This is a genomic window from Pseudomonas sp. IT-P218, assembly GCF_949767605.1.
Lineage (GTDB): Bacteria > Pseudomonadota > Gammaproteobacteria > Pseudomonadales > Pseudomonadaceae > Aquipseudomonas > Aquipseudomonas putida_AE.
Genome location: NZ_CATKQQ010000002.1, coordinates 88127 through 113318 on the forward strand (window position 1 = coordinate 88127; position 25192 = coordinate 113318).

Here is a 25192-nt window from a genome sequence, read left to right on the forward strand (position 1 = left end):
TCCGTTCAGACCACGCGGCGCTAGTCCCATCGGACGATGTGGGCCGAGGCCCTGGCCGCTAATCATGCAAGTGACGGCTCCATTACAGCGGGCCGCAGCGTATTCGCACACTTGGAGATTGCTATGAAGTTACTCGATAAAGTGGCCTTCGTGACCGGTGCCGCCCAAGGCATGGGCCAGGCCATCGTGCGTGGTTTTGTCGCCGAAGGCGCGAAGGTGGTGGCTGTTGACCTGCACCAGGCGGCCCTGGCCGAGAGCCTGGCAGACTTGGGCGACAAGGTGCTCGCCCTGGCCTGCAACGTCGGTGACGGCGCCTCCGTGGCCGATGCCATGGGGCAGGCCGAGGAGCACTTCGGTGGCCTCGACATCCTGGTCAACAACGCCGGCGTGGGCGGGCTGGACAGCTTTCTCGAAACCACGGACGAGAGCTGGGCGCGGGTGATCGGTGTGAACCTGGGCGGCACCTTCCTGTGCTGCCGTGAAGGCGCCAAATTGATGGTCAAGGGTGGCCGCAAGGGCGCGATCATCAACCTCTCCAGCACCGCCGCGCTGACCGGCGAAGGCCCGAGCCACTACTGCGCCTCGAAAGCCGGGGTCATGGGCCTGACCCGTTCGATCGCCCGTGAACTGGCCGCCTGCGGCATCCGCGTCAACACCCTGGTACCAGGGCCGACCAACACCCCGATGATGGCCGGCATTCCCGATGACTACATGCAGGCGCTGCTGAAAAACGTGCCCCTGGGCCGTATGTGCGAGACCGACGAGATCGCCAGGGTCGCGGTGTTCCTGGCTAGCGAAGACGCCAGTTTCATGACCGGGCAGAACATCGCCGTCAACGGCGGCATGGCCTTTATCTGATCAGGGAGTCACTCATGAGCAAGCGTCTACAAGGAAAAATCGCCTTCGTCACCGGCGCCGGTTCCGGCATCGGCGAAGCCACTGCGCTGCGGTTCGCCGAAGAGGGCGCCACGGTGGTGCTGTGCGGGCGGCGCATTGAGCCGCTGCAAGGCGTGCAGGAGAAAATCCGTGCCCAAGGCGGGCAGGCCGAGATTGCCGTGGCCGACGTCAGCGATGAACAGGCCTACGTCGGTGCGCTGCAAGCCACCGCGCAACGTCACGGTCGCCTGGACATCCTGGTCAACAACGCGATGGCCTACACCTGGGGCGGTATCGACAGCATGACCACCGCCGACTGGCACGCCAACTTTGGCACCACCGTCGACGGCACCTTCTGGGGCACCCGCACCGCGATGCAGTTGATGAAAGCCCAGGGCGGCGGTTCGATCGTCAACATCGCGTCGATCTGCGGCCTGTTCGGCACGGCCTGGATGGCCGGTTACTCGGCGGCCAAGGCGGCGGTGATCAACTTCAGCCGGGCGGCGGCCAGCGAAGGCGCACCGCACAACATCCGCTGCAACGTGATCATTCCCGGGGTGGTCGACACCCCGGCCACGGCCGGCATGCTGGCCGACGCCAAGACCCGCAGCAACACCGAAAAAGTCATCCCGATGAAACGGGTCGGCCTGCCGGTGGAGCTGGCCAACGCCATCGTGTTCCTGGCCAGCGACGAGGCTTCGTATGTCACCGGTGCCAGCCTGGCGGTGGACGGCGGACGCGGTTCGGACCTGTACACGGTGCTCGACTGATGAGCCAGGACGCCAACGCTTTACTTGAGCGCATCGATCGCCTGGAGTCGCTGGACGCGATCCGCCAACTGGCCGGCAAGTACGCCCTGGCCCTGGACATGCGCGACATGGATGCCATGGCCAACTGCTTCGCCCCGGATGTGCGCGTGGGTCGCGACAAGAGCGGTCGTGTGCACCTCAAGGCATGGCTGGACGAAACCATGCGCAAGCAGTTCCATGGCACCTCCCATCACCTGGGGCAGCACATCATCGAGTTCAGCGATGCCGATCACGCCACCGGCGTGGTCTATTCGAAGAACGAACATGAGACCGGTCCCGAGTGGGTGATCATGCAGATGCTGTACTGGGACGACTACGAACGGATCGACGGGCGCTGGTGTTTCCGTCGCCGCTTACCGTGCTACTGGTACGCGACCGACCTCAACAAACCACCGATCGGCGGCCTGAAAATGCGCTGGCCAGGGCGCGAGCCGTACGCCGGCAGCTTCCACGAGCTGTTTCCGTCCTGGGATGCCTTCTGGGCGCAACGCCCGGACAAGGACGCCCTGCCGCAAATCGCCGAACCCGCACCGCTGGAGGGCTTCCTCAAGACCCTGCGCCGCGGGGCGGATGACCCGAAGATTCGCGTGCGCTGAACGGCAGCGAAGGCGTCCGTCCTGGCAACTCATGTGTTGCCTGACCCGGCGCTTTCGCTGCGATGCGGCGACCCGACAAGCCAGCTCCTACAGTGGGCGTCCATCCTGCCCGCCAATGTGGCATCTGCCCACGCCTTCGCCTGCTTAGTCTCAACGGACGATGAAGCCTCGGCCAGTGCTTCGCACAATGCTCCCCACAAAAGTCATTCAGCCAACGAGGACCCAGGCATGATCGACATTCGCGGTTTGAGCTATTTCGTCTCGCAGATCGAAAACCTCAGTCATTGGCAGCGTTACGCCGAAGACGTGCTCGGCATGCAAGTGAACCCGGCGCCGGGCGGTGGCTTGTACGTGAAAATGGACGAGCGTCCGTTTCGCATGCTGATCGTCGAAGGCAGCGAGGCGCGTTACCTGGCCTCTGGCTGGGAGTTGGCCAACGAGACAGCCTTCACGGCCGCCCTCGAGCACCTGAGCGCTGCCGGCATCGAATGGCAGCCAGGCTCCGCCACCGAGATCGAGCAGCGCGGCGTCCAGGCGCTGGTCAAGGTGACCGACCCGTCGGGCAACTGCCATGAGCTGAGCTGGGGCCATCGCTCCGACTGCCTGCCGTTCGTGTCGCCCCAGGGCGTGCCGCGTTTCATCACCGGCGACATGGGCCTGGGCCACACCGTGCTGCCGGCGCCGAACTTCGACGCCACCCTGGCGTTCGCCAAGGATGTGCTCGGCTTCGAGTTGTCGGACATTTTCAACTTCCGTCCCGACCCTTCGGTAGCACCGATCCGCATTCACTTCCTGCATTGCCAGAACGCTCGCCACCACAGCCTGGCACTGGCCGAGTACCCGGTGCCGTCCGGTTGCGTGCACGTGATGGTCGAGGTCGACTCGATGACCGAAGTCGGCCGCGCCCACGACCGTCTGCACGCCCATGCGGTGAACCTGTCGGCCACCCTCGGCCAGCACCTCAACGACCGCATGACCAGTTTTTACATGAAGACACCGTCCGGCTTCGATCTGGAGTACGGCTTTGGCGGGTTGCTAGTCGACTGGGCCGAGCATTCGGCTTTCGAGTTCACCCGCGTGAGCATTTGGGGGCACGACTTTTCGGTCGGCCAACACTAAGGAATTGTCATGATGAACAAACAACTGACAGCGGCCGATGCGGTTGCTCAATTGCGCGATGGCATGACCATCGGTTTCGGCGGCTGGGGCCCGCGGCGCAAGCCGATGGCGATCGTGCGCGAGATCCTGCGCTCACCGGTGAAGGACCTGACCGTGGTCGCCTACGGCGGTCCGGAAGTGGGCATGCTGTGCGCCGCCGGCAAGGTCAAAAAACTGGTGTTCGGCTTCGCCACCCTCGATGCCATTCCGCTGGAACCCTACTACCGCAAGGCCCGCGAAGCCGGCGAGCTGGAGTTGATGGAGCTCGACGAAGGCATGTTCCAGTGGGGCCTGCGCGCCGCCGGCATGCGTTTGCCGTTCCTGCCCACCCGTTGCGGCCTGGCCACCGACGTGACGCGCCTGAACCCGGCACTCAAGACCATCCAGTCGCCCTACGCCGATGGCGAGGTGCTGCTGGCGATGCCGGCGCTCAACCTCGATGTGGCGTTCCTGCACGTCAATGTCGCCGACCGCCTGGGCAACTGCCTTGTGACCGGGCCGGACCCGTATTTCGATCATCTGTTCGCCCGCGCCGCCCAGCAGTGCTTTGTCTCGTGCGAACGCCTGGAAGACCGCCTTGCGCTGAACGCCGAGCAGGCCCGTTTCAACACCTTCGAGCGCTATCTGGTCAGCGGCGTGGTGCATGCACCTCTGGGTGCGCATCCGACGCTCTGCGCCCCTGACTACGGCTGGGACATGAAGCACCTGAAGGGCTATGTCGCCAGCAGCCAGGCGGAAAACGGCTGGCAGGACTATGTGCAGACCTGGATCGCCGGTGGCGAGCAGGCCTATCAGGCACAGAACGGCGGTGCCGACTCCATGGGCGCCTTGCCCCTTCCCGTGTTCTGAGGATTATCGACCATGTCTGCAACCTGTGATTTCACCCTGGCTGAACTGATGATCGTCGCCGCCTCCGAGGCCTGGCGTGGCAATGGCGAGGTGATTGCCTCGGGCCTGGGCGTGATCCCGCGCCTGGGCGCCAGCCTGGCCAAACTGACCCACAGCCCGGAACTGTTGATGACCGACAGCGAGGCGTTCCTGGTCGAAGAACCGATCCCGCTGGGCCCGCGTGGCGACTACGTTGCGCGTTATTCGGGTTACATGTCGTTCGAACGAGTATTCGAATGCGTTTGGGGCGGGCGCCGTCACGCAATGATCGGGCCGACCCAGATCGACCGCTGGGGCCAGACCAACCTGTCCTGCGTCGGCGACTATCAAAAGCCCAAGACGGCGATCCTCGGCGTGCGCGGCCTGCCAGGCAACAGCATCAACCACCTCAACTCGTTCTTCGTGCCCAGCCATAACAGCCGGGTGTTCGTCAGCGGCGAAGTGGACATGATCTCCGGTGTCGGCTTCAAGGCCGAGCGCTGGCCCGAAGGCGCGCGTCGCGACCTGATGGACATCCGTTGCGTGGTCAGCGACCTCTGCGTCCTCGATTTCGATGGCCCGGACCGTGCGGTGCAGGTGCGCTCGTTGCACCCCGGCGTGACTTTCGAACAGGTCCAGGACAACACCGGCTTCCCGTTGCTCAAGTCGGCGCAATTGCGCGAGACCGCGCACCCCACTCAAGAGCAGTTGGCGCTGATCCGCCGACTCGACCCCCACGATTACCGCGCCACGGCGATCAAGGGCAACCCGCCCGGCATCCGTACGGCCTGAGGCAAGGACAGCGACCATGCACAGCAGCGACAGTGAATTCATCGTCCGCCAGGACAACGCCGTCTACGAGACGGACACCCCGGTGCTGTACAGCGTGGGCGAGGGTATTGCCACGCTGACGCTGAACCGGCCGACCTTCAACAACGCGCAAAACTCGCAGATGACCTACGCCCTGGACGACTTTTTTCGCCAGGCGGTGAACGACGACAGCGTCAAGGTCATCGTCCTGCGTGGCAACGGCAAGCACTTCTCGGCGGGCCACGATATCGGCACGCCGGGGCGCGATATCGACAAGCCGTTCGAGCGCGCACACCTGTGGTGGGACCACACCAACAAACCCGGTGGCGAGCAGCTGTATGCCCGCGAGCAGGAGGTGTACCTGGGCATGTGCCGACGCTGGCGCGAACTGCCCAAGCCGACCATCGCCATGGTCCATGGCGCGTGTATCGCAGGTGGCCTGATGCTGGCCTGGGTCTGCGACCTGATCGTCGCCAGTGACGACGCGTTCTTCCAGGACCCAGTGGTGCGCATGGGCATTCCGGGCGTGGAGTATTTCGCCCATCCCTATGAAATGAACCCGCGCATTGCCAAGGAATTCCTCTTCACCGGTGATCGCATGAGCGCCAACCGGGCCTGGCAGGTGGGCATGGTCAACCGCCTGGTGCCTCGTGATGAACTGGAGCAGGCCACCTATGCCCTGGCTGCCGGCATTGCCCGTCAGCCGCGCATGGGCCTGGCCCTGACCAAGCAGGCGATCAACCACGTCGAGGACCTGCAAGGCAAGCGCACGGCGATGGATGCGGTGTTCGCCTGGCACCACTTTGCCCATGCCCATAACGAGCTGTTGTCCGGCGACAAACTGGGCGGTTTCGACGCCAAGGGCATGGCCCGGGCCAACAAGCAGGCCGAGGATAAAAGCCAATGAACCGCTGGCTCGAAACGCCGCTGACCGAGGCCCTCGGTTGCCGTTATCCGATCGTGCAGACCGCCATGGGCTGGGTTGCCGACGCCAACCTGGTGATCGCCTCGACCCAGGCCGGGGGCTTCGGTTTCCTGGCCGGGGCGACCATTGCGGCTGCTGAACTGGAAGGCGAAATCCGCAAGGTGATCGACGCCACCGGTGGCAGCAATTTCGGTCTCAACTTCCATATGTTCCAGGACAACGCCACGCAGTGCGTCGACCTGGCGATCAAGTATCGGCTGCGCGCCGTGAGTTACGGGCGCGGTCCGGACAAGCAGACCATCGCGCGCTTCAAGGCGGCCAAGGTGCTGTGCATTCCCACCGTCGGTGCCTTGAAGCATGCGCTCAAGGCGGTGGAGCTGGGTGCCGACCTGATCACCATCCAGGGCGGCGAGGGCGGCGGCCATACCGGCGGCGTGCCCAGCTCGATCCTGCTGCCCCAGGTGTTGGCGGCCGTGAAGGTACCGGTGATCGCTGCCGGCGGATTCGCCACCGGCCGTGGCCTGGCCTCGGTGCTGGCCGCCGGTGGCGCCGGCATCGCCATGGGCACGCGGTTTCTCATGACCCGCGAATCGCCGACCCCGGCCGCGACCTTGGAACGCTACCTGAAGGTCAACGATCCGCAACGGGTGCGCGTGACCACGGCGGTGGATGGCATGCGCCACCGCATGATCGAAAACCGCTTCATCAATCACCTGGAGCAGGCGGGCCCCTTCGGTCGCCTGCGCATTGCCCTGGGCAGCGCCTGGCAGTGGAAGCAGCAGACCGGTATGAGCCTTGGGCACATGGCTTCTGTCTTCATCCGCGCGTTGCGTGAAGACCCGTCACAGCTGTCGCAAGTGGTGATGGCCGCCAACCAGCCGGTGCTGTTGCAGCGCTCGATGATCGACGGCGCCCCGGACGAGGGCATCCTGCCCAGCGGCCAGGTCGCGGCGGCCATCGGCGAGTTACTCAGTTGCCGCGAAGTCATCGAAGGCATCGCCAGCGAGGCCCAGCAGTGCCTGGACGCGCTCCTGGCCCGCAGCCAGACCCTCCCATCGAACCGTCCCGCCAGTATTGGAGAACCCCTGTGAACCAGGCATTTACCACACAACTCAATCAGGGGATCGCTGAACTCGTGATCGCCAAGCCACCGGTCAATGCCCTCGACAGCCAGCAATGGCACGCCCTGGCGCGGGAGATCGACGCCCTTGGGGCCAACCCCGAAGTGCGGGTGATCGTGATCCGCGCCGAAGGCCGGGGCTTTTGCGCCGGTGTCGACATCAAGGAGCTGGACCAGTACCCGGAGCGGATCGTCGAGGTCAACGCCGGTAACTACGCCACCTTCAAGGCCGTGCACCGCAACCCGGTGCCGGTGATTGTCGCGGTCCATGGTTTCGTCCTCGGCGGCGGCATCGGCATCACCGGTGCGGCGGACATCGTCGTCGCCTCTGACTGCGCGACCTTCGCCCTGCCGGAAGTCGACCGCGGCGCCATGGGCGGCGGTGCGCATCTGCAGCGCCTGTTCCCGGTGCAGAAAGTCCGCTACCTGTTCTTCACCGGCGACAGTATCGGCGCTCCAGAGGCGCTGCAATACGGCTTTATCGAGCGCGTCGTCAGCAAGGACCAGTTGCGCGAAACCGCCCTGGGCATCGCGGCGAAAATCGCCGAGAAGAGCCCGGCGATGATCCGCATCGCCAAGGAAGCCTTGAACGGCATCGAAGACGGCAACCTGGAAGACAAATACCGCTGGGAGCAGGGCTTCACCATGCAGGCCTACAGCAGCCCGGATTCTGCGGAAACGCGGCGGGCCTTCGTCGAAAAACGCGACGCCAAGTTCTGAGAGATCGCCATGGACCTGACTTACACCCCCAAGCAAAACGCCTTCCGCGCCGAAGTACGGGCCTGGCTGGCGGACAATCTGCCAAGTGAGCCCTTCGCCAGTTACGACAGTCGCGAAGGTTTTGAACAGCACCGCGCCTGGGAGGCCAAGCTGTTCGAGAGCCGTTGGTCGATGGTGATGTGGCCGGCCGAACTGGGCGGTCGCGGTAGCGACTTGATCGAGTGGCTGATCTTCGAGGAAGAGTATTACGGTGCAGGCGCACCGATGCGCATCAACCAGAACGGCCAGCTGTTACTCGGCCCGACCCTGATGGAGTTTGGCACCCAGGAGCAAAAGCAGCGTTTCTTGCCACGCATGGCCGAAAGCCTGGACATGTGGGCGCAAGGCTGGTCGGAGCCCAACGCCGGTTCCGACATGGCGGCGATCACCAGCAAGGCGGTACTCGACGGCGACCATTACGTGATCAACGGGCAGAAGACCTGGTCGAGCCGGGCGAACTTCGCCGACTGGCTGTTCGGCCTGTTCCGCAGCGAGCCGGGATCAACCCGTCATCACGGCCTGTCGTTCATCATGGTGCCGCTCAATACGCCGGGGGTGAGCATTCGCCCGATCAAGGCACTCAACGGCAAGGAAGCCTTCGCCGAGGTGTTTTTCGATGACGTTCGGGTCCCCGTGAACAACCTCATCGGTACCCAGGGGCAGGGCTGGCACGTGGCGATGGCCACCGCCGGCTTCGAGCGTGGTTTGCTGCTGCGTTCACCGGCGCGCTTCCAGTCCACGGCACGCAAGCTGGTCGAACTGTACAAGGCCCATCGCGTCAGTGCCGACCGCGACCCTGGTCTGCGCGATGCCGTGCTGGAGACCTGGATGTGCGCCGAGGCCTATGCGATGTCGGCTTACTACACCGTAGGACGCCTGAGCCGGGGCGAGCAGATCGGCGCCGAGTCGAGCATCAACAAGATCATCTGGTCGGAGCTCGACCTGAAGATGCACGAGACCGCCATGCGCATTCTCGGCACCCGTGGCGAGCTGGTCACAAAGGGCGCGTCAGCGGGCGATGCGGCGGGCTGGCTGGAAGGTTTTCTGTTTGCCCAGTCCGGGCCGATCTACGCCGGCACCAACGAAATCCAGCGCAACATCATCGCCGAGCGCATGCTCGGTTTGCCGAAATAAGGAACCGCCATGGACTTCACTTTCAACGATGACCAGTTGGCGTTCCGCGAAGCCATCAGTCGTTTCCTGATGACCGAAGCCGCGCCGGAGATGCTCCGGGAAATCTGGGAGACCGATGCCGGGCGCTCCCGGGACCTGCGCAACAAGATTGCCGGCCAGGGCCTCACCGCCTTGTCGGTGCCCGAGGCCGAAGGCGGCCTGGGCATGGACGATGTGACCTGGGCATTGATGACACAGGAGCTGGGCTACTACGCCATTCCCGACTCATTGGCCGACACCGCCTATGTCGCCACCGGCTTGCTCGCCGGTCTGCCTGCGGTGCATCCGGCGCGTGCCGACCTGCTGCCACGGATTGCCGACGGCAGCTTGCGGATGGCGATCAGTCATCCGGTCAATGCCTTGGTCAGCGATGCACAACTGGCCGAAGTGCTGATCCTCACCCACGGCGACGAGATCCATGTGGTGCCGCGCTGCGAAGTCAACGTGGACAACCACCTAAGTATCGATGCCTCACGCCGCCTGGGCCAAGTGACCTGGACTCCGTCGGCGCAGACCTGCATTGCCAGTGGCGAGCAGGGCCGTGCCTTGCTGGAGCGCATGCTGGACCGTGGTGCGCTGTCGGTGGCCGGGCAATTGCTGGGGCTGGCGCAGCGCATGCTCGACCTGTCGGTGGACTACGTGGCCCAGCGCAAACAGTTCGGCAAGCCGATCGGCAGTTTCCAGGCGGTCAAGCATCACCTGGCCGATGTCGCCCGTTATATCGAGCAGGCCAAGCCGGTGCTTTATCGCGCCGCCCATGCCCTGGCCCGGGGCGACGTCAACGCCGGTGTCCGGGTTTCTCAAGCACGCCTGGCGGCGAACGAGGCGAGCTGGATCGCCGCGCGCAAGGGCATCCAGGTGCACGGGGCGATGGGGTACACATGGGAAGTGGACCTGCAGATGTTCATGAAGCGCGCCTGGGCCCTCGATGCGTCCTGGGGCGACCGCGGCTTTCACAAAACCCGTGTCAGCGACTACCTGTTCGCCGACGCCACTGGCCTGGAGCCAGGGCATACTTTCGAGGAATGAGTCATGGCCCAGGCCTACATTGTTGATGCACTGCGCAGCCCCACCGGCAGGCGCAAGGGCTCTTTGAGCGAGATCCACGCGATAGACCTGGGCGCCCATGTGCTCAAGGCCCTGGTCGCGCGCAACGTGATCCCCGCGGAGGACTACGACGACGTGATATTCGGTTGCGTCGACACCATCGGTTCTCAGGCCGGCGACATCGCCCGTACCAGTTGGCTGGCCGCCGGCCTGCCGCTGACGGTGCCCGGAACCACCGTGGATCGCCAGTGCGGTTCGTCGCAACAGGCGCTGCATTTCGCCGCGCAGGCGGTGATGAGCGGCACCCAGGACGTGGTCGCGGTGGGCGGGGTGCAGACCATGACCCAGATCCCGATTTCCTCGGCGATGCTCGCCGGCCAGCCCCTGGGCTTTGCCGACCCGTTCTCGGGCAGCGTCGGCTGGCGGGCGCGGTTTGGCCTGCAGCCGGTCAACCAGTTCTATGCCGCGCAGCGGATTGCCGATCACTGGCAGATCAGCCGCGAGCAGATGGAAGCCTTTGCCCTGCAGAGCCACGAACGTGCCTTGGCGGCCATCGCCAGCGGCCGGTTCGCCCGGGAAATCGTCAGTTGCCAAGGGTTGGCGGTGGATGAAACGCCGCGCCACAGCAGCCTGGCGAAGATGGCCGAATTGCAACCGGTGGACCCGCAGTTCCCGTCGATCACCGCCGCCGTGTCCAGCCAGACCTGCGACGCTTCGGCAGCATTGCTGGTGGTGTCCGAGGCGGCACTCACACGCTACGACCTGACGCCACGGGCGCGGATTCATCACCTGACGGTGCTCGGCGACGATCCGATCTGGCACCTCACCGCACCGATTGCCGCCACCCGCCGGGCCCTGGCCAAGAGCGGCCTGAGCATGGCTGACATCGACCGGGTCGAGATCAACGAAGCTTTCGCCTCGGTGGTCATGGCCTGGGCCAAGGAGCTCGACTACGACCCGGCGCAAACCAACGTCAATGGCGGCGCGATTGCCCTGGGCCATCCGTTGGGCGCCACTGGCGCACGATTGATGACCACGCTGCTCAACGAACTGGAATGCAGTGGTGGTCGCTACGGCTTGCAAACCATGTGTGAGGGCGGCGGCCAGGCCAACGTGACCATCATCGAACGCTTGTAATTTTCCATGCGGGGGCCGCCACTTCGGGCGAGCAGCTACCCACTATTTTGAGGAGTCAAACATGGCTATCTGTGCAGACCGCACCGTGATCATCACCGGGGCCGGCGGCGGACTCGGTCGCGCCTACGCCCTGGCATTCGCCGCGCAAGGGGCCAATGTCGTGGTCAACGATATTCGCGCCGAGGCCGCGGAGGATGTGGCGGGGGAGATTCGCGCCAACGGTGGCCAGGCCATCGCCAACAACGACGACATAACCACCCTGGCCACGGCGCAGCGCATCGTCGATGCGGCACTGGCGGCGTTCGGCGAAGTGCATGTGCTGATCAATAACGCCGGCGTGTTGCGCGACCGCATGTTCATCAGCCTCAGTGAAGAGGACTGGGACATGGTCATGCGCGTGCACCTCAAGGGTCATTACTGCCTGGCCAACATCCTTGGTCGGCGCTGGCGCGACCTGGCCAAGGCCGGCACGCCGGTGGACGCGCGAATCATCAACACCAGCTCCGGCGCCGGGTTGCAAGGCTCGGTGGGGCAGTCCAATTATTCGGCGGCCAAGGGTGGCATTGCCTCGCTGACCCTGGTGCAAGCGGCGGAACTGGCGCGCTACGGCGTCACCGCCAACGCGCTGGCACCGGCCGCCCGCACTTCGATGACCGAGGGTGCGATGCCCGACGTAGTGAAAAAACCCGAGGACGGCAGCTTCGACGCCTGGGCCGCGGAAAACGTCGCGCCGTTGGTGGTCTGGTTGGGCAGCTCGGCCTCGGCCCACGTCAGCGGGCAGGTCTTCGAAAGCCAGGGTGGACGTATCTCCCTGGGCGAGGGCTGGCGCACGGGCGTCACCTGCGACAAGGGCGCGTTGTGGAAAGTCGAAGAGATCGGCGCGGCGGTGGACGCCATCCTTGCCGAAGCGCCGAAGCCACAGAAAGTCTGGGGAGGCTGAAACCCCGACCACTGGGGGAGCCGGCCTGCCGGCGATGGCGTCCTGACAGCCGACCCATCTCCCACGGCCGTACCCGATCCACTGTAGGAGCAGCCGGTCGACGCTCGATTGCTCGCGATGGAGGTCAACGATGACGCGAGGATCCTGACACCCCGCGCTGCTCTCAGGTTTTTCGCGAGCAAGCTCGCTCCTACAAGGGAACCCGGTCACCTGTAGGAGCAGCCGGTCGACGCTCGATTGCTGGCGATGGAGGTCAACGATGACGCGAGGATCCTGACACCCCGCGCTGCTCTCAGGTTTTTCGCCAGTAAGCTCGCTCCTACAGGGGGAACCCGGTCACCTGGAGCTGCCGCAGGCTGCGATCTTTTGATCTTCATACCCCATTTTGACGATGCGTCCGCATCGCTCCCTCCGTACAACTGCAGCGTATTGATTTCTTCGGAGGTAGACGCTGTGAAACAAGCCCCCCCTTATGTTCCCGGTCATCAATTGCTGGCCGGCAAGTCGGTGTTGATTACCGCGGCGGCAGGTGCCGGTATCGGTTATTCGGCGGCACGGCGCAGTGCTGAGGAAGGATGTCGGGCGCTGATGATTTCCGATGTGCATGCACGGCGGCTGGAGGAGGCTGTGGAGCGTCTCAAGGCCGAGACCGGGTTGCAGGCGATTTATGGCCAGCTGTGCAATGTCACCGTCGAAGACGAAGTCCAGGCCCTGGTGGCCGCGGCCGAAGAGGCGTTGGGCGGGGTTGATGTGCTGATCAACAACGCCGGCCTGGGTGGCCAGAAACGCGTGATGGAAATGAGCGACGAAGAGTGGTTGCGGGTGCTCGATGTGACTCTGACCGGCACCTTCCGCATGACCCGGGCGATGTTGCCGCACATGCAGCGCCGTGGCGTCGGGGCCATCGTCAATAACGCTTCGGTGCTCGGTTGGCGGGCGCAGAAGGAACAGGCCCATTACGCCGCCGCCAAGGCCGGGGTGATGGCGCTGACCCGCTGCAGCGCCCTGGAAGCCGCCGAGTTCGGCGTGCGCATCAACGCGGTGTCGCCATCGATTGCCCTGCACGATTTTCTCAAAAAAGCCTCCAGCGAAGAGTTGCTCGCCAGCCTGGCCGGGCGCGAGGCGTTTGGCCGCGCCGCCGAAGTCTGGGAGGTGGCCAACGTCATGATGTTCCTGGCCAGCGACTATGCCTCCTACATGGTCGGCGAAGTGCTGTCCGTCAGTTCACAACAAGCGTGAGGATGGGCACATGAGTCACGTATTCAACAGCGCCCAGGCGCTGCTTGCGGCCGAGGGCCTGGACCTGGGCCACACCGAATGGCTGACCATCAGCCAGCAACGCATCGACCTGTTCGCCGAAGCCACCAGCGATCACCAGTGGATTCATGTCGACCCGGTGCGCGCCGCCAGCGGCCCGTTCGGCTCCTGTATCGCTCACGGCTACCTGACCCAGTCCCTGGCCAATCTGTTCATGCCGCAGTTGCTGATCCTTGAAAACATGGCGATGGGCGTGAATTACGGCAGCGACCGGGTGCGTTTCCCGGCGCCGGTCAAGGTCGACTCGCGGGTGCGCGGCAGCGGCCAGATCCTGCGTGCCGAACAACTGGGCGACGCCGTGCAACTGGTGGTGCGCATGACCATGGAAGTGGAAGGCCAGGCTCGCCCCGGCTGCGTGATCGACACCATCAGCCGCTACACCTTCAATGCCATTTCCGAGTGAGTTAGCCATGGACCAGAATGAAGTCGTCATCGTCGCCACCGCCCGTACCGCGTTGGCCAAGTCGTTTCGCGGATCGTTCAACGATACTGAGGCCCCGGTGCTGGGCGGCCATGTGGTGCACGCGGTAGTCGAGCGCGCCGGCATCGAGCCTGCCGAGGTCGAGGATGTGATCATGGGCGCGTCGGTGCAGCAGGGCACCCAGGGTTTCAACATCGGTCGGCTCTGCGCCTACACCGGCGGTTTGCCGGACAGCGTGCCGGGCATGGCCGTGGATCGCATGTGCGCTTCGGGCCTGATGAGCATCGGCATGGCCGCCAAGGGCATCATGACCGGCGAGATGAACATCGCCATTGGCGGCGGTGTGGAGTCGCTGTCGCTGACCCAGACCAAACACAAGAACGCCTATCGCGCCCGTTCCGAAGCCGTACTGCAGGTGATGCCCAGCGCCTATATCCCGATGATCGAGACGGCCGAGATCGTCTCGCGTCGTTATGGCATCAGCCGCGCCGCCCAGGATGAATATTCGCTGCTTAGCCAGCTGCGCACCGCCGCCGCTCAGCGAGACGGCCTGTTCGACGATGAAATCGTCGGCCTGACCGTGGATAAACTGCTGTTCGCCGCCGATGGCCAGCCCAATGGCCATGAACGCGTGCAAGTGGTGAAAGACGAGTGCAACCGGCCCAATACGCGCCTGGAAGACCTGGCGGGCTTGAAAACGGTGTGGAAGGACGGCGCCTGGATCGAGCAGGGCGAGTACGTCACCGCCGGCAACGCTTCGCAATTCTCCGACGGCGCCGCGGCCAGCCTGCTGATGAGTCGCGCCGAGGCCAAGCGCCGCGGGCTGACGCCACTGGGCATCTACCGCGGCATTGCCGTGGGTGGCTGCGCGCCTGAGGAAATGGGCATCGGCCCGGTGATCGCCATTCCCAAGCTGCTCAAGCGCTTTGGCCTGGGCGTCAAGGACATCGGCCTGTGGGAGATCAACGAGGCCTTCGCCAGCCAGGTGCTGCATTGCCGCGATGCGCTGCAGATCCCGACAGATCGCCTGAACGTCAATGGCGGGGCGATTGCCATCGGTCACCCGTTCGGCATGTCCGGCGCGCGCATGGTCGGCCATGCCTTGCTCGAAGGGCGACGTCGCGGCGTGCGGTATGTGGTGATTGCCATGTGCATCGGTGGCGGCATGGGCGCCGCCGGCCTGTTCGAGTTGCCATGAAGCGAGCGGGGCAGCGCCGTCCGCTCGATTAAATCCATGGGGCCCGAGACTCGGGCCCCCTGCTGGGGAATGGTTATGCAAAGTTGTATGCCCAATGCACAGGTCCTGGCGCTCATGGGCCTGGAGTTGGCCGAGTACGAACGGATCATCGGCAACATCTACGATTCGGCGATGGATACCCGCAGCTTGAGCGACGCGTTGCGCGAGGTACGAGCGTTGTTCAAGGCCAATTTCGTCACTTTGATCCTGCGGGTCCAGGACGAGCCGCTGTTGTCGCCGATGGTGGTCGCCGGAGATGTCGAACTGGGCAAGGGCGGTATCAACCACTACGCCTACTACGCCAAATCCACCCTGTTCGACGGCTTGCCCACCGACACGGTGTTCACCGTCGACGAACTGATCAGCGACAGCGAATGGGCCAGCTCGGCGTTTTACCTGTTGTACTGTCAACCCTACGATTGCTACCACATGCTCGGAGCCGATATCCGCATGCCGGATGGCGGCACGGTGCGTTTCCGAATCAATCGACCACGGGCCCAGCCACGGTTCAGTGACGCCGAGCGGGCCATGTGTGCCATGTTGTTGCCCCACCTGCGCCGGGCCTTGCACATGTATTCGCTGCTCGACCGCAGCGAGTCGCTGGGCAGCCTTTATTCACAGACGATCAGCCGCCTGGCGGTGGCGACCATCGTGCTCGATGAGCACGGCACTGTGGTGCAACTCAATCCCGTGGCCCGGGAAATCCTCGACAGCCAGGACGGCCTCAAGGTTGTCGGTGGGCGGCTGGAAGCGACTTACCCCAGCGACAATCGGGAGTTGGCGCGGCTGGTGCGCAATGCCTTCCAGCGCGCCAGGCAGGGCGCCAGCAGAGGGGTGCAGGTGGCCGAGGCGACCTCGATTTCCCGTCCATCCGGGCAGGTCAGCCTGGGCGTGGTGGTGGAGTTGATTCCCTCGGGGGACCTGCTCGAAGGCAATGGCAAACCCACGGTCGTGGTGTATGTGCGCGATGCCGTGAGCAAGTCGCTGGTGAGCACGGTGCTGACGTCGCAACTGTACAACCTGACCCCGGCGGAAACCACGCTGGCCCTGGAACTGGCCAACGGCCTGTCGCTGGAGGAGGCCTCGGAATTCCTGAATATCCGCCGCAATACCGCGCGTGCGCACCTGCGCTCGATTTTTTCCAAGACCGGCGTGCGGCGCCAGACGGAGCTGGTGCGGATCATGCTCAACAGTGTGGTCGCCCTGGGCGCGCCGCAGCCGGCGGCGGCGCGGCTATGACGAGGGGGCGTACCAAAATGCGTTAGTCCGTGCGGACGATGCTGCCGGGTTACCGGGCTGTCGATACTGGGCCACCGTTGTCGAACCTAAGGAGAATAAAAATGACCGGCAGTAATCAGTCCCCTGGCTGGGCGTTGGCGTTGATATTGGGCTGTGCCATCGGCACGGTGAATGCCGCACCCGAAGATGCCTCCCGCCTGGGCACAGACCTGACGTGCGTGGGCGCGGAAAAAGCCGGCAACGCCGACGGCAGCATTCCAGCGTTCAGCGGCAAATGGCTGGGCGCACCGCCCCACGTTGATTTCAAGGGCACTGGTAACCACCCGGTAGACCCGTACCCGGACGAAAAACCGCTGTTCGTGATTACCGCGCAGAACATCGCGCAGTACAACGACTACCTGTCCGACGGCCAGAAAGCCCTGTTCAAGCTGTTCCCGGGCACCTACAAGATGCCGATCTACCCCTCGCACCGGGATTTCCGCTTCGACGACGCGGTTTGCAAAGCCACCCGCGAGAACGCCAGCATTGCTCGCCTGGTGGATGAGGGTGAAGGGGTAGTGGGCAAAACCGGCGGCACAGCCTTTCCGGTACCGCGCAGCGGCCTGGAACTGTTGAAGAACGCCTCGGCTTTTACCCTGCGTGCCTGGACCGAGGAATACACCTCCGACAACGCCTACGTGCTCAAGGATGGCAACATCAACTGGGGACGCGTGCATTCGCGCAACCTGGCACCGGCGCTGGAGCCGGGCAGGATTGGCGAGACCACCGGCAACTCGTCGTTCTATCTCAACGAAACCCTGCTGCCGCAACGGGACAAGGGCGAGATCAATACCGGCACCGAGTTCTGGAATGACAAGACCGAACCGCGCCAGGCCTGGCGTTACGATCCGGGTACGCGGCGGGTGCGCCAGTCGCCCGGCTATGGCTTCGACATGTCGTTCCCTGGCAGCGGCGGCTCGATCACCGTCGACGAGGTGCGCCTGTTCAACGGTTCCGGGCAGCGTTACGACTGGAAGATCGTCGGCAAGCGCGAGATGTTCATCCCCTACAACACCTACCGCCTGCACGCGGCCAACCTCAAGTACGCCGATCTGCTGACGCCGGGCCACATCAATCCCGATGCGATGCGTTATGAGCGCCATCGGGTGTGGGAGCTCGAAGGCACCCTCAAGCCGGGTTATCGCCACCTGTATGGCAAGCGCAAGTTGTATATCGACGAGGACACCTGGTTCCCGATGCTCGCCGACAACTATGACAACCGTGGCGAGCTGTGGCGGACCTCGATGCTGAATTACTTCTACGCCTACGAAAGCCAGCGGCCTCAAGCGGGCGTCGGCCTGTACTACGACCTCAACGCCGGCAGCTACCTGGCGTTCAACCTGATCAACGAACAGCGCAATGGCTACCTGCTGAACAAAACCGGCTTCAGTCCCCGGGACTTCGGCCCGGAGGCTGCCCGGCGCTTCGGCCAGTAACCGTCCAGTGCGGCGCCCCTGGTGACTGGGGCGCCCATTGAGAGTGGATCGCGTTTGATCTAGTCCAACTGAAGGATGACCTGCCGGCGCGGCTACCCAATGATGTCGGCCATGGGATCACCCTGTATTTCTTGGGGGCATTGCCTGCCCAAGTCTGCAACCGAGGAACAACAACAATGACCAAACTCGCTGAAATCAACATCGAGAACGCCCAGCGTACCCACCGTTACGCCCGCGGCTGGCACTGCCTGGGCAATGCCAGCGATTACCGTGATGGCAAGCCCCACACCCTGGAAGTCTTTGGCACCCGCCTGGTGGCCTTCGCCGACAGCCAGGGCAACATCAGCATCCTCGATGCCTATTGCCCGCACATGGGCGCCGACCTGTCCCAGGGCACCATCGAGAATGACCGGCTGGTATGCCCGTTCCACCACTGGAAGTACGACACCGGCGGTAAATGCGTGGAGATTCCCTACTGCAAGCGCATCCCACCCAAGGCCAAGACCCGCAGCTGGTTGACCTGCGAGGAAAACAACCTGCTGTTCGTCTGGAACAACCCCGAAGGCCGCGCGCCGAAGGAGGGCGTGGTCATTCCGCACCTGCCCGAGATGGACGATCCGGACTGGGTGCACGACTGGAACATCGACACCATGCACATCGAGACCAACCCACGGGAGCTGGTCGATAACCTGGTGGACGCCCAGCACTTCGGGCCGGTGCACGGCACGCCGACCAAGTATTTCGCCAACGTCTTCGAAGGCCACATCGGCCATCAGATTTTCCATGGCGACTCCGAGCGCCTGGGCGGCGACTTGATCGCGCCGTCGGCCTACTACGGGCCGGCGACCCACTTCACCCACATCAGCTCGATGTTCGGCGACGTGCGCATCCACGCCATCCTGCTCAACAGCCACGTGCCGGTGACACCGAACAGCTTCGACCTGCGCTTTGGTTGCATGGTCAAGCGGGTGCCGGGCTGGACCGAAGAACAGAACCAGGAAGTGGCCAGGGCCTATGTCCAGGGCAACCGCGACTCGTTCTACCAGGACGTGGTGATCTGGAAGCACAAGATCCGCATCGACAAGCCGGTACTGGCCGAAACCGATGGCCCGGTCTATCAGTTGCGCGAGTGGTACGAGCAGTTCTTCACCAATGAGGACGACGTGCCGGCATTCATGGCAGAACGTCGCGAGTTCATCACGGTGGACGAGCGCTGACAGCGTGACAGGGCGCCTTCGCTCACTCGAAGGCGCCTCTACAAAGGGGACTGCCCACGCAGTTTCGATTCAAGGGCCACGAGCGCACTGACAATGAAAATAAAAAGTCATCTCGCCTATTACGTACCGTTCTTGATCCTGTTTTTCCTGGTGTTGACCGTGCTGGTGTCGGTGCCGCCGGAGCCTGCCAGCGTCAAGGCCTGCAAGCGTTACGCGAGCTGTGTGGCGATGAGTTCGAGCGCGCCGAACTGGATCAATTTTCGCTAGGGGAATTGATCGAGGCGTCACCGGCTTCAGCCGCCAGTTTCAATCGGTCAGCCTTGCTGATGTATTTCGGTTTTTTCGGTGCCAGTTTGGCGCTGGCCTTCTTGGCCTTGGCCTTGAACAACTGCTGCAGCTTTTTTTGACGGTTCATGTTTTCTACCCGGCTTGTAAGTACTTGAATGATATCAGCGTAGCCGTTGCCTGGCCCCACCTTCCAGTGCGGCGAGGCGGGTTGGCCGTTGTGGCTATTGCAAATTACCCTGCGCACGACTGACAATGCGAGTCATTATCACTCGCGAACTATTCCACCTCATGTCCGCCAACGATTTATCCCTGCGCAGCGCCGTCAATGATCTGTATTGCGAGCACCACGGTTGGCTCAATGGCTGGCTGCGCCAGCGCCTGGGCAATGCGTTCGATGCGGCGGACCTGGCGCAGGACACCTTTGTGCGGGTGATCAAGGCGCGAAACGCGCTGGAGATTCGCGAGCCGCGACCTTACCTGTCGATGATCGCCAAGGGCTTGCTGATCGATCTGTTTCGCCGTCGCTCGCTGGAACAGTCCTACCTGGAAGCCTTGGCCGCCATGCCTGAGTGGCAGCAGCCTTCGCTGGAGGAACAGGCGATCCTGCTGCAGGCCCTGGTGGAAATCGACCGCCTGCTGCAAGGATTGGGGACCAAGGTCAAGCAGGCGTTTATCCTCTCCCAGTTCGACGGCCTGACCTACCCGCAGATTGCCGAGCGCTTGAATATCAGCACCCGCACGGTCAACAACTACATGGCCAAGGCCATGGAGCATTGCTGCCTGATGCAGATTCAGTTGCAACTGGCATGAGCCTATCGCCCGCCGAGTTACAGGCGATTGGCGCCGCTGCCCGCTGGTATGCCCGACTTCGTTCGGGTATCGCCAGCGATTCCGACCTGGCCGCCTGGAACGACTGGCTGGCCGGCGATCCGGCCCATCGCCAGGCCTGGCAACGCATGGTCGACGTCAGCGAGCAGATGGCGAGTGTGCCGGGTTCCCTGGCGTCGCCAGCGTTGCGTGGCGCTGATCGCTCCCGGCGCCAGGTGTTGCGCAGTGTGTTGGTGCTCGCGTCAGCCGGTTCCCTGGGCTGGTTGGGCTTGCGCAGTGAAACTTCCAGCAACCTGTTTGCCGATTTCCGCACCGCCGTGGGTGAGCGCCGTGAGTTTCGCCTGGCCGACGGCAGCACGTTGCTGCTCAACACCGACACCTCGGTCAACCTGCGTTTCGACGGTCGTCAACGTGTGCTCGAACTGTTGCGCGGCGAGATCCAGGTGACGACTGCGGTCGATCCCTTGAAACGGCCGTTCAAGGTGCTCACCCATCATGCCGAGGTGCTCGCGCTCGGCACGCGTTTTCTCGTCCGCTCCAATGGGCAGGGCGGTGGGGTGGCGGTACTCGAGAAGGCCGTGGAGGTCCGTTCCGCAGGCTCCATGGTACGTCTGGAAGCCGGCCAGTCCCTGGACTTCGATGGCCACTCATTGGGGGCGGTACGGCGCAACGATGCGTCGGTGGGAGCCTGGCAACAGGGCAGCGTCATTGCCATCAATCGTCCCTTGAGCGAGTTGCTGGCCGACCTTTCGCGATATCGCACCGGCGTGCTGCGCTGCGATCCAAGTATCGCGCAGCTGAAGGTGTCCGGCGCTTTCCCCATTGATGACACCGACCTGGCGCTGGCTGCGCTGGAGAGTGGCTTCTCGCTACGGATCACCCGCTACAGCCGATATTGGGTCGATGTGTCGGCGCCTGCCAGTGCGCTTTCACACTGAGTTGAAAAAAGTTTGTCTGCCTTTGCACTTTTCATACGCAACGTTCGGCTCATCCCTCAATGAGTGTTTACCGATTGTTTTTGGGGGAGGGCAAGCATGTTTCGGGTGTACAAACCGGGTCGTTTGACGACCGCAGTAAAGGTCGGGTTCTTGGCGGCAACGACGGCGGGCGTCTGGTCAACGGTAACCATGGCGGCACAGCCGCTGGAGCAACAGCACAGCTCAATCAAGTCCTTTGACATTGCCGGCGGCAGCCTGACCGAAGTCCTCAGTCATTTCGCCAGCGCGGCGGGGGCTGCGCTGTCGTTCGATGCGCGCCAAACCGACGGGCTGAAATCCCCCGGGCTCAAGGGTGCGTTTGGCGTCAGCGAAGGCTTTGCGCGGATCCTGGGTGGCAGCGGCCTGCAGGCCGAGCCCCAGGCCAACGGGACTTATGTGCTGCGACCGGTTCCCACTGTCGGCTCGGCGCTGGAACTGGGCGCGACCAACATCAATGGCCAAGTGCTGGGCGCGACCACCGAATACAGCGGCTCCTACACCACAGGTGCAGTCACCCTCGGCAAGGGCGAGCACTCGCTCAGGGAGACGCCGCAATCGGTCACGGTGATGACACGCAAGATGCTCGATGACCAGAACCTCAACACCATCGACCAGGTCATGGAAAAGACCCCGGGCATCACCGTCTACGACTCGACCATGGGCGGCAAGTACTTCTATTCCCGTGGCTTCCGCATGTCGGGCCAGTACCAGTACGACGGTGTGCCCCTGGACATGGGCAACCTCTATGTCCAGGCCGACAGTTTCAGCCAGGACATGGCGTATTACGACCGTGTGGAAATCCTGCGCGGCGCCGCGGGCATGATGAAAGGCGCGGGCGGTACCGCAGGCGGGGTGAACTTCGTGCGCAAGCGCGGCCAGACCTCGGCGCACACCGACATCACCCTGTCCGGTGGCAGCTGGGACAACTATCGCGGCCAGGTCGACACCGGTGGCCCATTGAACGAATCCGGCACCTTGCGCGGGCGGGCCGTGGTCGCCGAACAGAGCCGGCATTACTTCGTCGACGATGCCAGTCGCAAGGACCAGGTGTATTACGGCGCGCTCGACCTTGACCTGAGCCCCGACACCACCCTTGGCCTGGGCGTCGCCTATGAAGACGTGGATGCCAACCCTTGCTGGGGCGGCCTGCCGCGTTACCGGGACGGCAGCGACCTGAAGCTCAGCCGCTCGACCTGCCTCGATCCTTCGTGGAACACCTGGCGCAGCCAGCGCACCACCGTGTTCAGCGACCTGACTCACCAGCTCAACGACGACTGGGCCTTGAAGGTCGCCAGCGTCTATACAAAAAACACCCAGGACATCAAGTACGCCTTCGCTTCCGGCGCCGTGACGCCGGGTATCAATACCACCGGCATGCTGGGCAGCATGTACGACTACGATCAGGTCGATTACGGCCTGGACGCCTACGTGGATGGCAAGTTCGACGCCTTCGGTCAGCGCCATGAACTGGTGGTGGGCGTCAACGCCAGCCGTTCGAAAAAGGACGACTTCTACTCGGTGGCGTTTCTGCCGCAACGCCAGAATGTGTTCAATCCCGACAAGCATATCCCCGAGCCGGATGACAGCTACTTCATCGACAACTCGTCCCGCGGCGGGCCGGTCAATTCGGTGACCAAACAGAAGGGCGTGTACTCGACCCTGCGCTTGAAACTGGCTGACCCGCTGACATTCGTCGTCGGCAGTCGGGTGAGCTGGTACAACTCCGATACCGATTCCGACTTCATCAACACCGGCACCTCGGAGCACTCCAGCACCACCGAGACCGGGCAGGTGACGCCGTTTGCCGGCGTACTGCTGGACCTGAACGAGAACCTGACGGCCTACGCCAGCTACGCGGAAATCTTCACCCCGCAAGGCAACTACCGCTCCGAAGACGGGTCGGCGCTCAAGCCGCTGGTGGGCCAGAGCTACGAGCTGGGGATCAAGGGCGCCTGGTTCGACGGTCGACTGAACAGTTCCTTCAATCTGTTCCGTACGATCCAGAAAGACCAGGCGCAGACCGACTTCAACTCGTCCTGCCCGTCCTCCGATGGCTACTGCTACGTCAACGCCGGCAAGGTACGCGCCCAGGGTTTCGAGGCCGAGATCAGCGGTGAAGTCATCGAACGCCTGCAGCTGCTGGCCGGTTATACCTACACCCAGACCAAGACCCTCGACGACATCGACAGCAGCCTCAATGGCGCGGCGTTCAACAGTTATGTGCCTCGGCATTTGTTGCGCATGTGGGGCGATTACGCCCTGGGCGGGTCACTCGAGCGATTCACTATTGGTGCTGGCGTCAACGCGCAAAGCGATAACTTCCGGGTTTCGCCCTCTAGCGGCGAGAAAATCACCCAGTCGGGTTATGCGATCTGGAACGGCCGCATCGGCTACCGCATCGACGACACCTGGTCGGTGGCGCTCAATGGCAACAACCTGTTCGACAAGCGCTACTACACCACCATCGGTACCGAGTCCTTCGGTAACTACTACGGCGATCCACGCAACTTCATGTTGTCGGTCAAGGCGAGCTTCTGACGCTGGCAGCACAGTCGAGGAATGATGCCCGGGTCGTGAGATCCGGGCATTTTTCATGGTGCTACAGGCCTACACCCTAAGTGGTGAGCCTTGCCGACAGACGGTCTTAGGCCACAGTTATCGCGCGCATGCGGCCATGCCAAAGCACCTCGATTCCACCCCCAAGGCAGCGTATGGCGCTGCCCTCGCGCTTTCGATAATCGCCCCCGACAACTCGTCCCAGTCGCGGAGCGCGCCATGCACAACAACAAGAACTTCACCCAGCGTTTTTTGCCTGCCTTGATTGCCAGCCTGTCTACCTTCGGCCTGATCGCCATGGCCGAGGCGGAGATCATGCTGTACGACAAAGACCAGACCACGTTCTCCACCGACGGCTACATCAATGCCTTCTACGTCAACAGCGATGTCGACCGCGCCGGCGAACAGTACGACCGCCGTCAATCGCGGGTGAAGATGGGGTTTCTGCCCAACTACCTGGGCTTCAACATGGGCAAGCAGGTCGATGACCTCAAGCTCGGGGCTCGCGCCTCGTTCTGGGTCACCATCAACGACAGTGAAACCAATGGCACCGACACCGCCATCGATGTGCGGCAGTTCTACGGCACCGTGGCCAACCCTGAGTGGGGCGAAGTGCTGATCGGCAAGGACTTCGGCCTGTTCGCCCGCTCCAACATCCTGCTCGACGAGTTGCTCGCCGGTTACGGTCAGGTCAGCGATACCCTGGGCCTGGTGGACGGTGGCGGGGTGTCGTTCGGCAACATCGGCACCGGTTACCCCTATCCGTTCCCCACTTCGCAGATCACCTACCGCACGCCGGTGATGGACGGCTTGCGCGTGGCGGTGGGCATCATGGACCCGGTGGACACCAACGACAGCAGCCCCACCGGCAAGGCCTACCAGGAAAACCCGCGCACCGAGAGCGAGATCACCTACCAGTTCGACCTCGCCGGGGCGAAGATCTACAGCTGGGTCAACGGCAGCTACCAGACCTCGGACAATACCGATTCCACCGTCGACACCGTCACGTCCAAAGGCGTCGGTTACGGCGTGCAGGCAAAGATGGGCGGCTTGTCCCTGACCGGCTCCGGTTTCCAGGCCAAGGGCATCAATCCGTTTTTCACCAACAACGCCGGCGAGCCGACCCTGCGCAACGTCGACAGCGACGGCTACCTGTTGCAGGGCTCCTACAAGCTGGGCAAGAACCGCCTGGCGTTGTCCTACGGCAAGACCAATGACGATGGCAACGGCGTGGTCGGCAGCGGCGCCGACTACGAGACCCGCGGCGTTGCGCTGTTCCATGACGTGAACGACAACCTCAAGCTGGTGGCCGAGTACAACCAGTTCGAAATCAACGGCCATGACAACAGTGCGCAGAACGAAGACACCGATACCGTTGCGCTGGGGGCGGTATTGACCTGGTAAACCACGAACCCCTTGT

25 protein-coding genes and 1 pseudogene are annotated in these 25192 nt (G+C 63.4%); 25 read left to right on the top strand and 1 reads right to left on the bottom strand.

The features are described from left to right. Positions 1-123 precede the first annotated feature (123 nt). The 21 genes and pseudogenes from ACM6I6_RS01355 (at position 124) to ACM6I6_RS01455 (ending at position 19390) form a co-directional block, all read left to right on the top strand. Positions 124-858 carry an SDR family NAD(P)-dependent oxidoreductase gene (locus tag ACM6I6_RS01355; RefSeq protein ID WP_274074685.1) on the top strand — a complete coding sequence of 245 codons (735 nt, stop codon included), beginning with the start codon at positions 124-126 and terminating at the stop codon, positions 856-858. Between the two features lie 14 nt (positions 859-872). Further along, positions 873-1646 (top strand): SDR family NAD(P)-dependent oxidoreductase, encoded by a 774-nt coding sequence (locus ACM6I6_RS01360; RefSeq protein ID WP_274074686.1) that lies wholly within the window; start codon positions 873-875, stop codon positions 1644-1646. Then, positions 1646-2281 (top strand): nuclear transport factor 2 family protein, encoded by a 636-nt coding sequence (locus tag ACM6I6_RS01365; RefSeq protein WP_274074687.1) that lies wholly within the window; start codon positions 1646-1648, stop codon positions 2279-2281. The genes ACM6I6_RS01360 and ACM6I6_RS01365 overlap by 1 nt, the downstream gene beginning before the upstream one ends. Positions 2282-2509: 228 nt before the next feature. Beyond that, the gene (locus ACM6I6_RS01370) at positions 2510-3400 is read left to right on the top strand and encodes a VOC family protein (protein ID WP_274074688.1); all 891 of its coding nucleotides are present in this window, start codon (positions 2510-2512) and stop codon (positions 3398-3400) included. Between the two features lie 12 nt (positions 3401-3412). Next, positions 3413-4288: a CoA transferase subunit A gene (locus tag ACM6I6_RS01375; RefSeq protein ID WP_274074798.1), complete on the top strand. Its 876-nt coding sequence runs from the start codon at positions 3413-3415 to the stop codon at positions 4286-4288. A gap of 12 nt (positions 4289-4300) precedes the next feature. Beyond that, entirely contained in the window at positions 4301-5098 is a 798-nt protein-coding gene (locus ACM6I6_RS01380; RefSeq protein ID WP_274074689.1) for a CoA-transferase subunit beta, read from the top strand. A 16-nt stretch (positions 5099-5114) separates the two neighbouring features. Further along, positions 5115-6023, top strand: coding sequence for an enoyl-CoA hydratase (locus ACM6I6_RS01385; protein WP_274074690.1), 909 nt, complete (start codon positions 5115-5117; stop codon positions 6021-6023). After that, positions 6020-7132 carry a nitronate monooxygenase gene (locus ACM6I6_RS01390; RefSeq protein ID WP_323607348.1) on the top strand — a complete coding sequence of 371 codons (1113 nt, stop codon included), beginning with the start codon at positions 6020-6022 and terminating at the stop codon, positions 7130-7132. Before ACM6I6_RS01385 ends, ACM6I6_RS01390 begins: the two co-directional genes overlap by 4 nt. Next, on the top strand, positions 7129-7881 hold the full coding sequence (locus ACM6I6_RS01395) for an enoyl-CoA hydratase family protein (protein WP_274074692.1): 753 nt from the start codon (positions 7129-7131) through the stop codon (positions 7879-7881). The genes ACM6I6_RS01390 and ACM6I6_RS01395 overlap by 4 nt, the downstream gene beginning before the upstream one ends. Before the next feature lie 9 nt (positions 7882-7890). Continuing rightward, positions 7891-9054 carry an acyl-CoA dehydrogenase family protein gene (locus ACM6I6_RS01400; RefSeq protein ID WP_274074693.1) on the top strand — a complete coding sequence of 388 codons (1164 nt, stop codon included), beginning with the start codon at positions 7891-7893 and terminating at the stop codon, positions 9052-9054. Between the two features lie 9 nt (positions 9055-9063). Continuing rightward, complete coding sequence (locus ACM6I6_RS01405; protein ID WP_274074694.1) at positions 9064-10122, top strand: acyl-CoA dehydrogenase family protein; 1059 nt, start codon at positions 9064-9066, stop codon at positions 10120-10122. Between the two features lie 3 nt (positions 10123-10125). Beyond that, a complete protein-coding gene (locus tag ACM6I6_RS01410) occupies positions 10126-11277 on the top strand; it encodes an acetyl-CoA C-acetyltransferase (protein WP_274074695.1) in 1152 nt (383 codons plus the stop codon). A gap of 61 nt (positions 11278-11338) precedes the next feature. Then, the gene (locus ACM6I6_RS01415; protein ID WP_274074696.1) at positions 11339-12217 is read left to right on the top strand and encodes an SDR family oxidoreductase; all 879 of its coding nucleotides are present in this window, start codon (positions 11339-11341) and stop codon (positions 12215-12217) included. A gap of 117 nt (positions 12218-12334) precedes the next feature. Continuing rightward, positions 12335-12412 (top strand): annotated as a pseudogene (locus ACM6I6_RS01420) (outer membrane lipoprotein carrier protein LolA); the annotation flags it as partial. Positions 12413-12670: 258 nt separating this feature from the next. After that, a complete protein-coding gene (locus tag ACM6I6_RS01425) occupies positions 12671-13456 on the top strand; it encodes an SDR family oxidoreductase (RefSeq protein WP_274074799.1) in 786 nt (261 codons plus the stop codon). A gap of 10 nt (positions 13457-13466) precedes the next feature. Beyond that, positions 13467-13937, top strand: a complete 471-nt coding sequence (locus tag ACM6I6_RS01430; protein ID WP_274074697.1) for a MaoC family dehydratase — start codon at positions 13467-13469, stop codon at positions 13935-13937. Positions 13938-13944: 7 nt separating this feature from the next. Then, positions 13945-15153 carry an acetyl-CoA C-acyltransferase gene (locus tag ACM6I6_RS01435; RefSeq protein WP_323607349.1) on the top strand — a complete coding sequence of 403 codons (1209 nt, stop codon included), beginning with the start codon at positions 13945-13947 and terminating at the stop codon, positions 15151-15153. Positions 15154-15228: 75 nt separating this feature from the next. After that, complete coding sequence (locus ACM6I6_RS01440) at positions 15229-16431, top strand: helix-turn-helix transcriptional regulator (protein WP_274074699.1); 1203 nt, start codon at positions 15229-15231, stop codon at positions 16429-16431. 101 nt (positions 16432-16532) lie between these two features. Beyond that, complete coding sequence (locus tag ACM6I6_RS01445) at positions 16533-17906, top strand: DUF1329 domain-containing protein (protein ID WP_274074700.1); 1374 nt, start codon at positions 16533-16535, stop codon at positions 17904-17906. 176 nt (positions 17907-18082) lie between these two features. Further along, entirely contained in the window at positions 18083-19123 is a 1041-nt protein-coding gene (locus ACM6I6_RS01450; protein ID WP_274074701.1) for a Rieske 2Fe-2S domain-containing protein, read from the top strand. 93 nt (positions 19124-19216) lie between these two features. Beyond that, entirely contained in the window at positions 19217-19390 is a 174-nt protein-coding gene (locus ACM6I6_RS01455) for a hypothetical protein (protein ID WP_274074702.1), read from the top strand. On the opposite strand, the gene ACM6I6_RS01460 is transcribed toward ACM6I6_RS01455, so the two are convergent. After that, complete coding sequence (locus ACM6I6_RS01460; protein ID WP_274074703.1) at positions 19377-19538, bottom strand: DUF2986 domain-containing protein; 162 nt, start codon at positions 19536-19538, stop codon at positions 19377-19379. The genes ACM6I6_RS01455 and ACM6I6_RS01460 overlap by 14 nt on opposite strands. Before the next feature lie 161 nt (positions 19539-19699). Between ACM6I6_RS01460 and ACM6I6_RS01465 the strand changes: the two genes are divergently transcribed. The 4 genes from ACM6I6_RS01465 (at position 19700) to ACM6I6_RS01480 (ending at position 25176) form a co-directional block, all read left to right on the top strand. Next, positions 19700-20221 carry a sigma-70 family RNA polymerase sigma factor gene (locus ACM6I6_RS01465; protein WP_046817094.1) on the top strand — a complete coding sequence of 174 codons (522 nt, stop codon included), beginning with the start codon at positions 19700-19702 and terminating at the stop codon, positions 20219-20221. Beyond that, positions 20218-21177, top strand: a complete 960-nt coding sequence (locus ACM6I6_RS01470) for a FecR domain-containing protein (RefSeq protein ID WP_414919265.1) — start codon at positions 20218-20220, stop codon at positions 21175-21177. The genes ACM6I6_RS01465 and ACM6I6_RS01470 overlap by 4 nt, the downstream gene beginning before the upstream one ends. A 96-nt stretch (positions 21178-21273) precedes the next feature. Then, positions 21274-23754 (top strand): TonB-dependent siderophore receptor, encoded by a 2481-nt coding sequence (locus ACM6I6_RS01475; protein ID WP_323607351.1) that lies wholly within the window; start codon positions 21274-21276, stop codon positions 23752-23754. A gap of 237 nt (positions 23755-23991) precedes the next feature. Beyond that, on the top strand, positions 23992-25176 hold the full coding sequence (locus ACM6I6_RS01480; RefSeq protein ID WP_323607352.1) for a porin: 1185 nt from the start codon (positions 23992-23994) through the stop codon (positions 25174-25176). Positions 25177-25192: the final 16 nt, after the last annotated feature.

Coding starts and splice junctions, on each gene's coding strand:
- ACM6I6_RS01355 (WP_274074685.1), top strand. CDS start 124: ATGAAGTTACTCGATAAAGTGGCCTTCGTGACCGGTGCCGCCCAAGGC.
- ACM6I6_RS01360 (WP_274074686.1), top strand. CDS start 873: ATGAGCAAGCGTCTACAAGGAAAAATCGCCTTCGTCACCGGCGCCGGT.
- ACM6I6_RS01365 (WP_274074687.1), top strand. CDS start 1,646: ATGAGCCAGGACGCCAACGCTTTACTTGAGCGCATCGATCGCCTGGAG.
- ACM6I6_RS01370 (WP_274074688.1), top strand. CDS start 2,510: ATGATCGACATTCGCGGTTTGAGCTATTTCGTCTCGCAGATCGAAAAC.
- ACM6I6_RS01375 (WP_274074798.1), top strand. CDS start 3,413: ATGAACAAACAACTGACAGCGGCCGATGCGGTTGCTCAATTGCGCGAT.
- ACM6I6_RS01380 (WP_274074689.1), top strand. CDS start 4,301: ATGTCTGCAACCTGTGATTTCACCCTGGCTGAACTGATGATCGTCGCC.
- ACM6I6_RS01385 (WP_274074690.1), top strand. CDS start 5,115: ATGCACAGCAGCGACAGTGAATTCATCGTCCGCCAGGACAACGCCGTC.
- ACM6I6_RS01390 (WP_323607348.1), top strand. CDS start 6,020: ATGAACCGCTGGCTCGAAACGCCGCTGACCGAGGCCCTCGGTTGCCGT.
- ACM6I6_RS01400 (WP_274074693.1), top strand. CDS start 7,891: ATGGACCTGACTTACACCCCCAAGCAAAACGCCTTCCGCGCCGAAGTA.
- ACM6I6_RS01405 (WP_274074694.1), top strand. CDS start 9,064: ATGGACTTCACTTTCAACGATGACCAGTTGGCGTTCCGCGAAGCCATC.
- ACM6I6_RS01410 (WP_274074695.1), top strand. CDS start 10,126: ATGGCCCAGGCCTACATTGTTGATGCACTGCGCAGCCCCACCGGCAGG.
- ACM6I6_RS01415 (WP_274074696.1), top strand. CDS start 11,339: ATGGCTATCTGTGCAGACCGCACCGTGATCATCACCGGGGCCGGCGGC.
- ACM6I6_RS01430 (WP_274074697.1), top strand. CDS start 13,467: ATGAGTCACGTATTCAACAGCGCCCAGGCGCTGCTTGCGGCCGAGGGC.
- ACM6I6_RS01435 (WP_323607349.1), top strand. CDS start 13,945: ATGGACCAGAATGAAGTCGTCATCGTCGCCACCGCCCGTACCGCGTTG.
- ACM6I6_RS01440 (WP_274074699.1), top strand. CDS start 15,229: ATGCAAAGTTGTATGCCCAATGCACAGGTCCTGGCGCTCATGGGCCTG.
- ACM6I6_RS01445 (WP_274074700.1), top strand. CDS start 16,533: ATGACCGGCAGTAATCAGTCCCCTGGCTGGGCGTTGGCGTTGATATTG.
- ACM6I6_RS01450 (WP_274074701.1), top strand. CDS start 18,083: ATGACCAAACTCGCTGAAATCAACATCGAGAACGCCCAGCGTACCCAC.
- ACM6I6_RS01455 (WP_274074702.1), top strand. CDS start 19,217: ATGAAAATAAAAAGTCATCTCGCCTATTACGTACCGTTCTTGATCCTG.
- ACM6I6_RS01460 (WP_274074703.1), bottom strand. CDS start 19,538: ATGAACCGTCAAAAAAAGCTGCAGCAGTTGTTCAAGGCCAAGGCCAAG.
- ACM6I6_RS01465 (WP_046817094.1), top strand. CDS start 19,700: ATGTCCGCCAACGATTTATCCCTGCGCAGCGCCGTCAATGATCTGTAT.
- ACM6I6_RS01470 (WP_414919265.1), top strand. CDS start 20,218: ATGAGCCTATCGCCCGCCGAGTTACAGGCGATTGGCGCCGCTGCCCGC.
- ACM6I6_RS01475 (WP_323607351.1), top strand. CDS start 21,274: ATGTTTCGGGTGTACAAACCGGGTCGTTTGACGACCGCAGTAAAGGTC.
- ACM6I6_RS01480 (WP_323607352.1), top strand. CDS start 23,992: ATGCACAACAACAAGAACTTCACCCAGCGTTTTTTGCCTGCCTTGATT.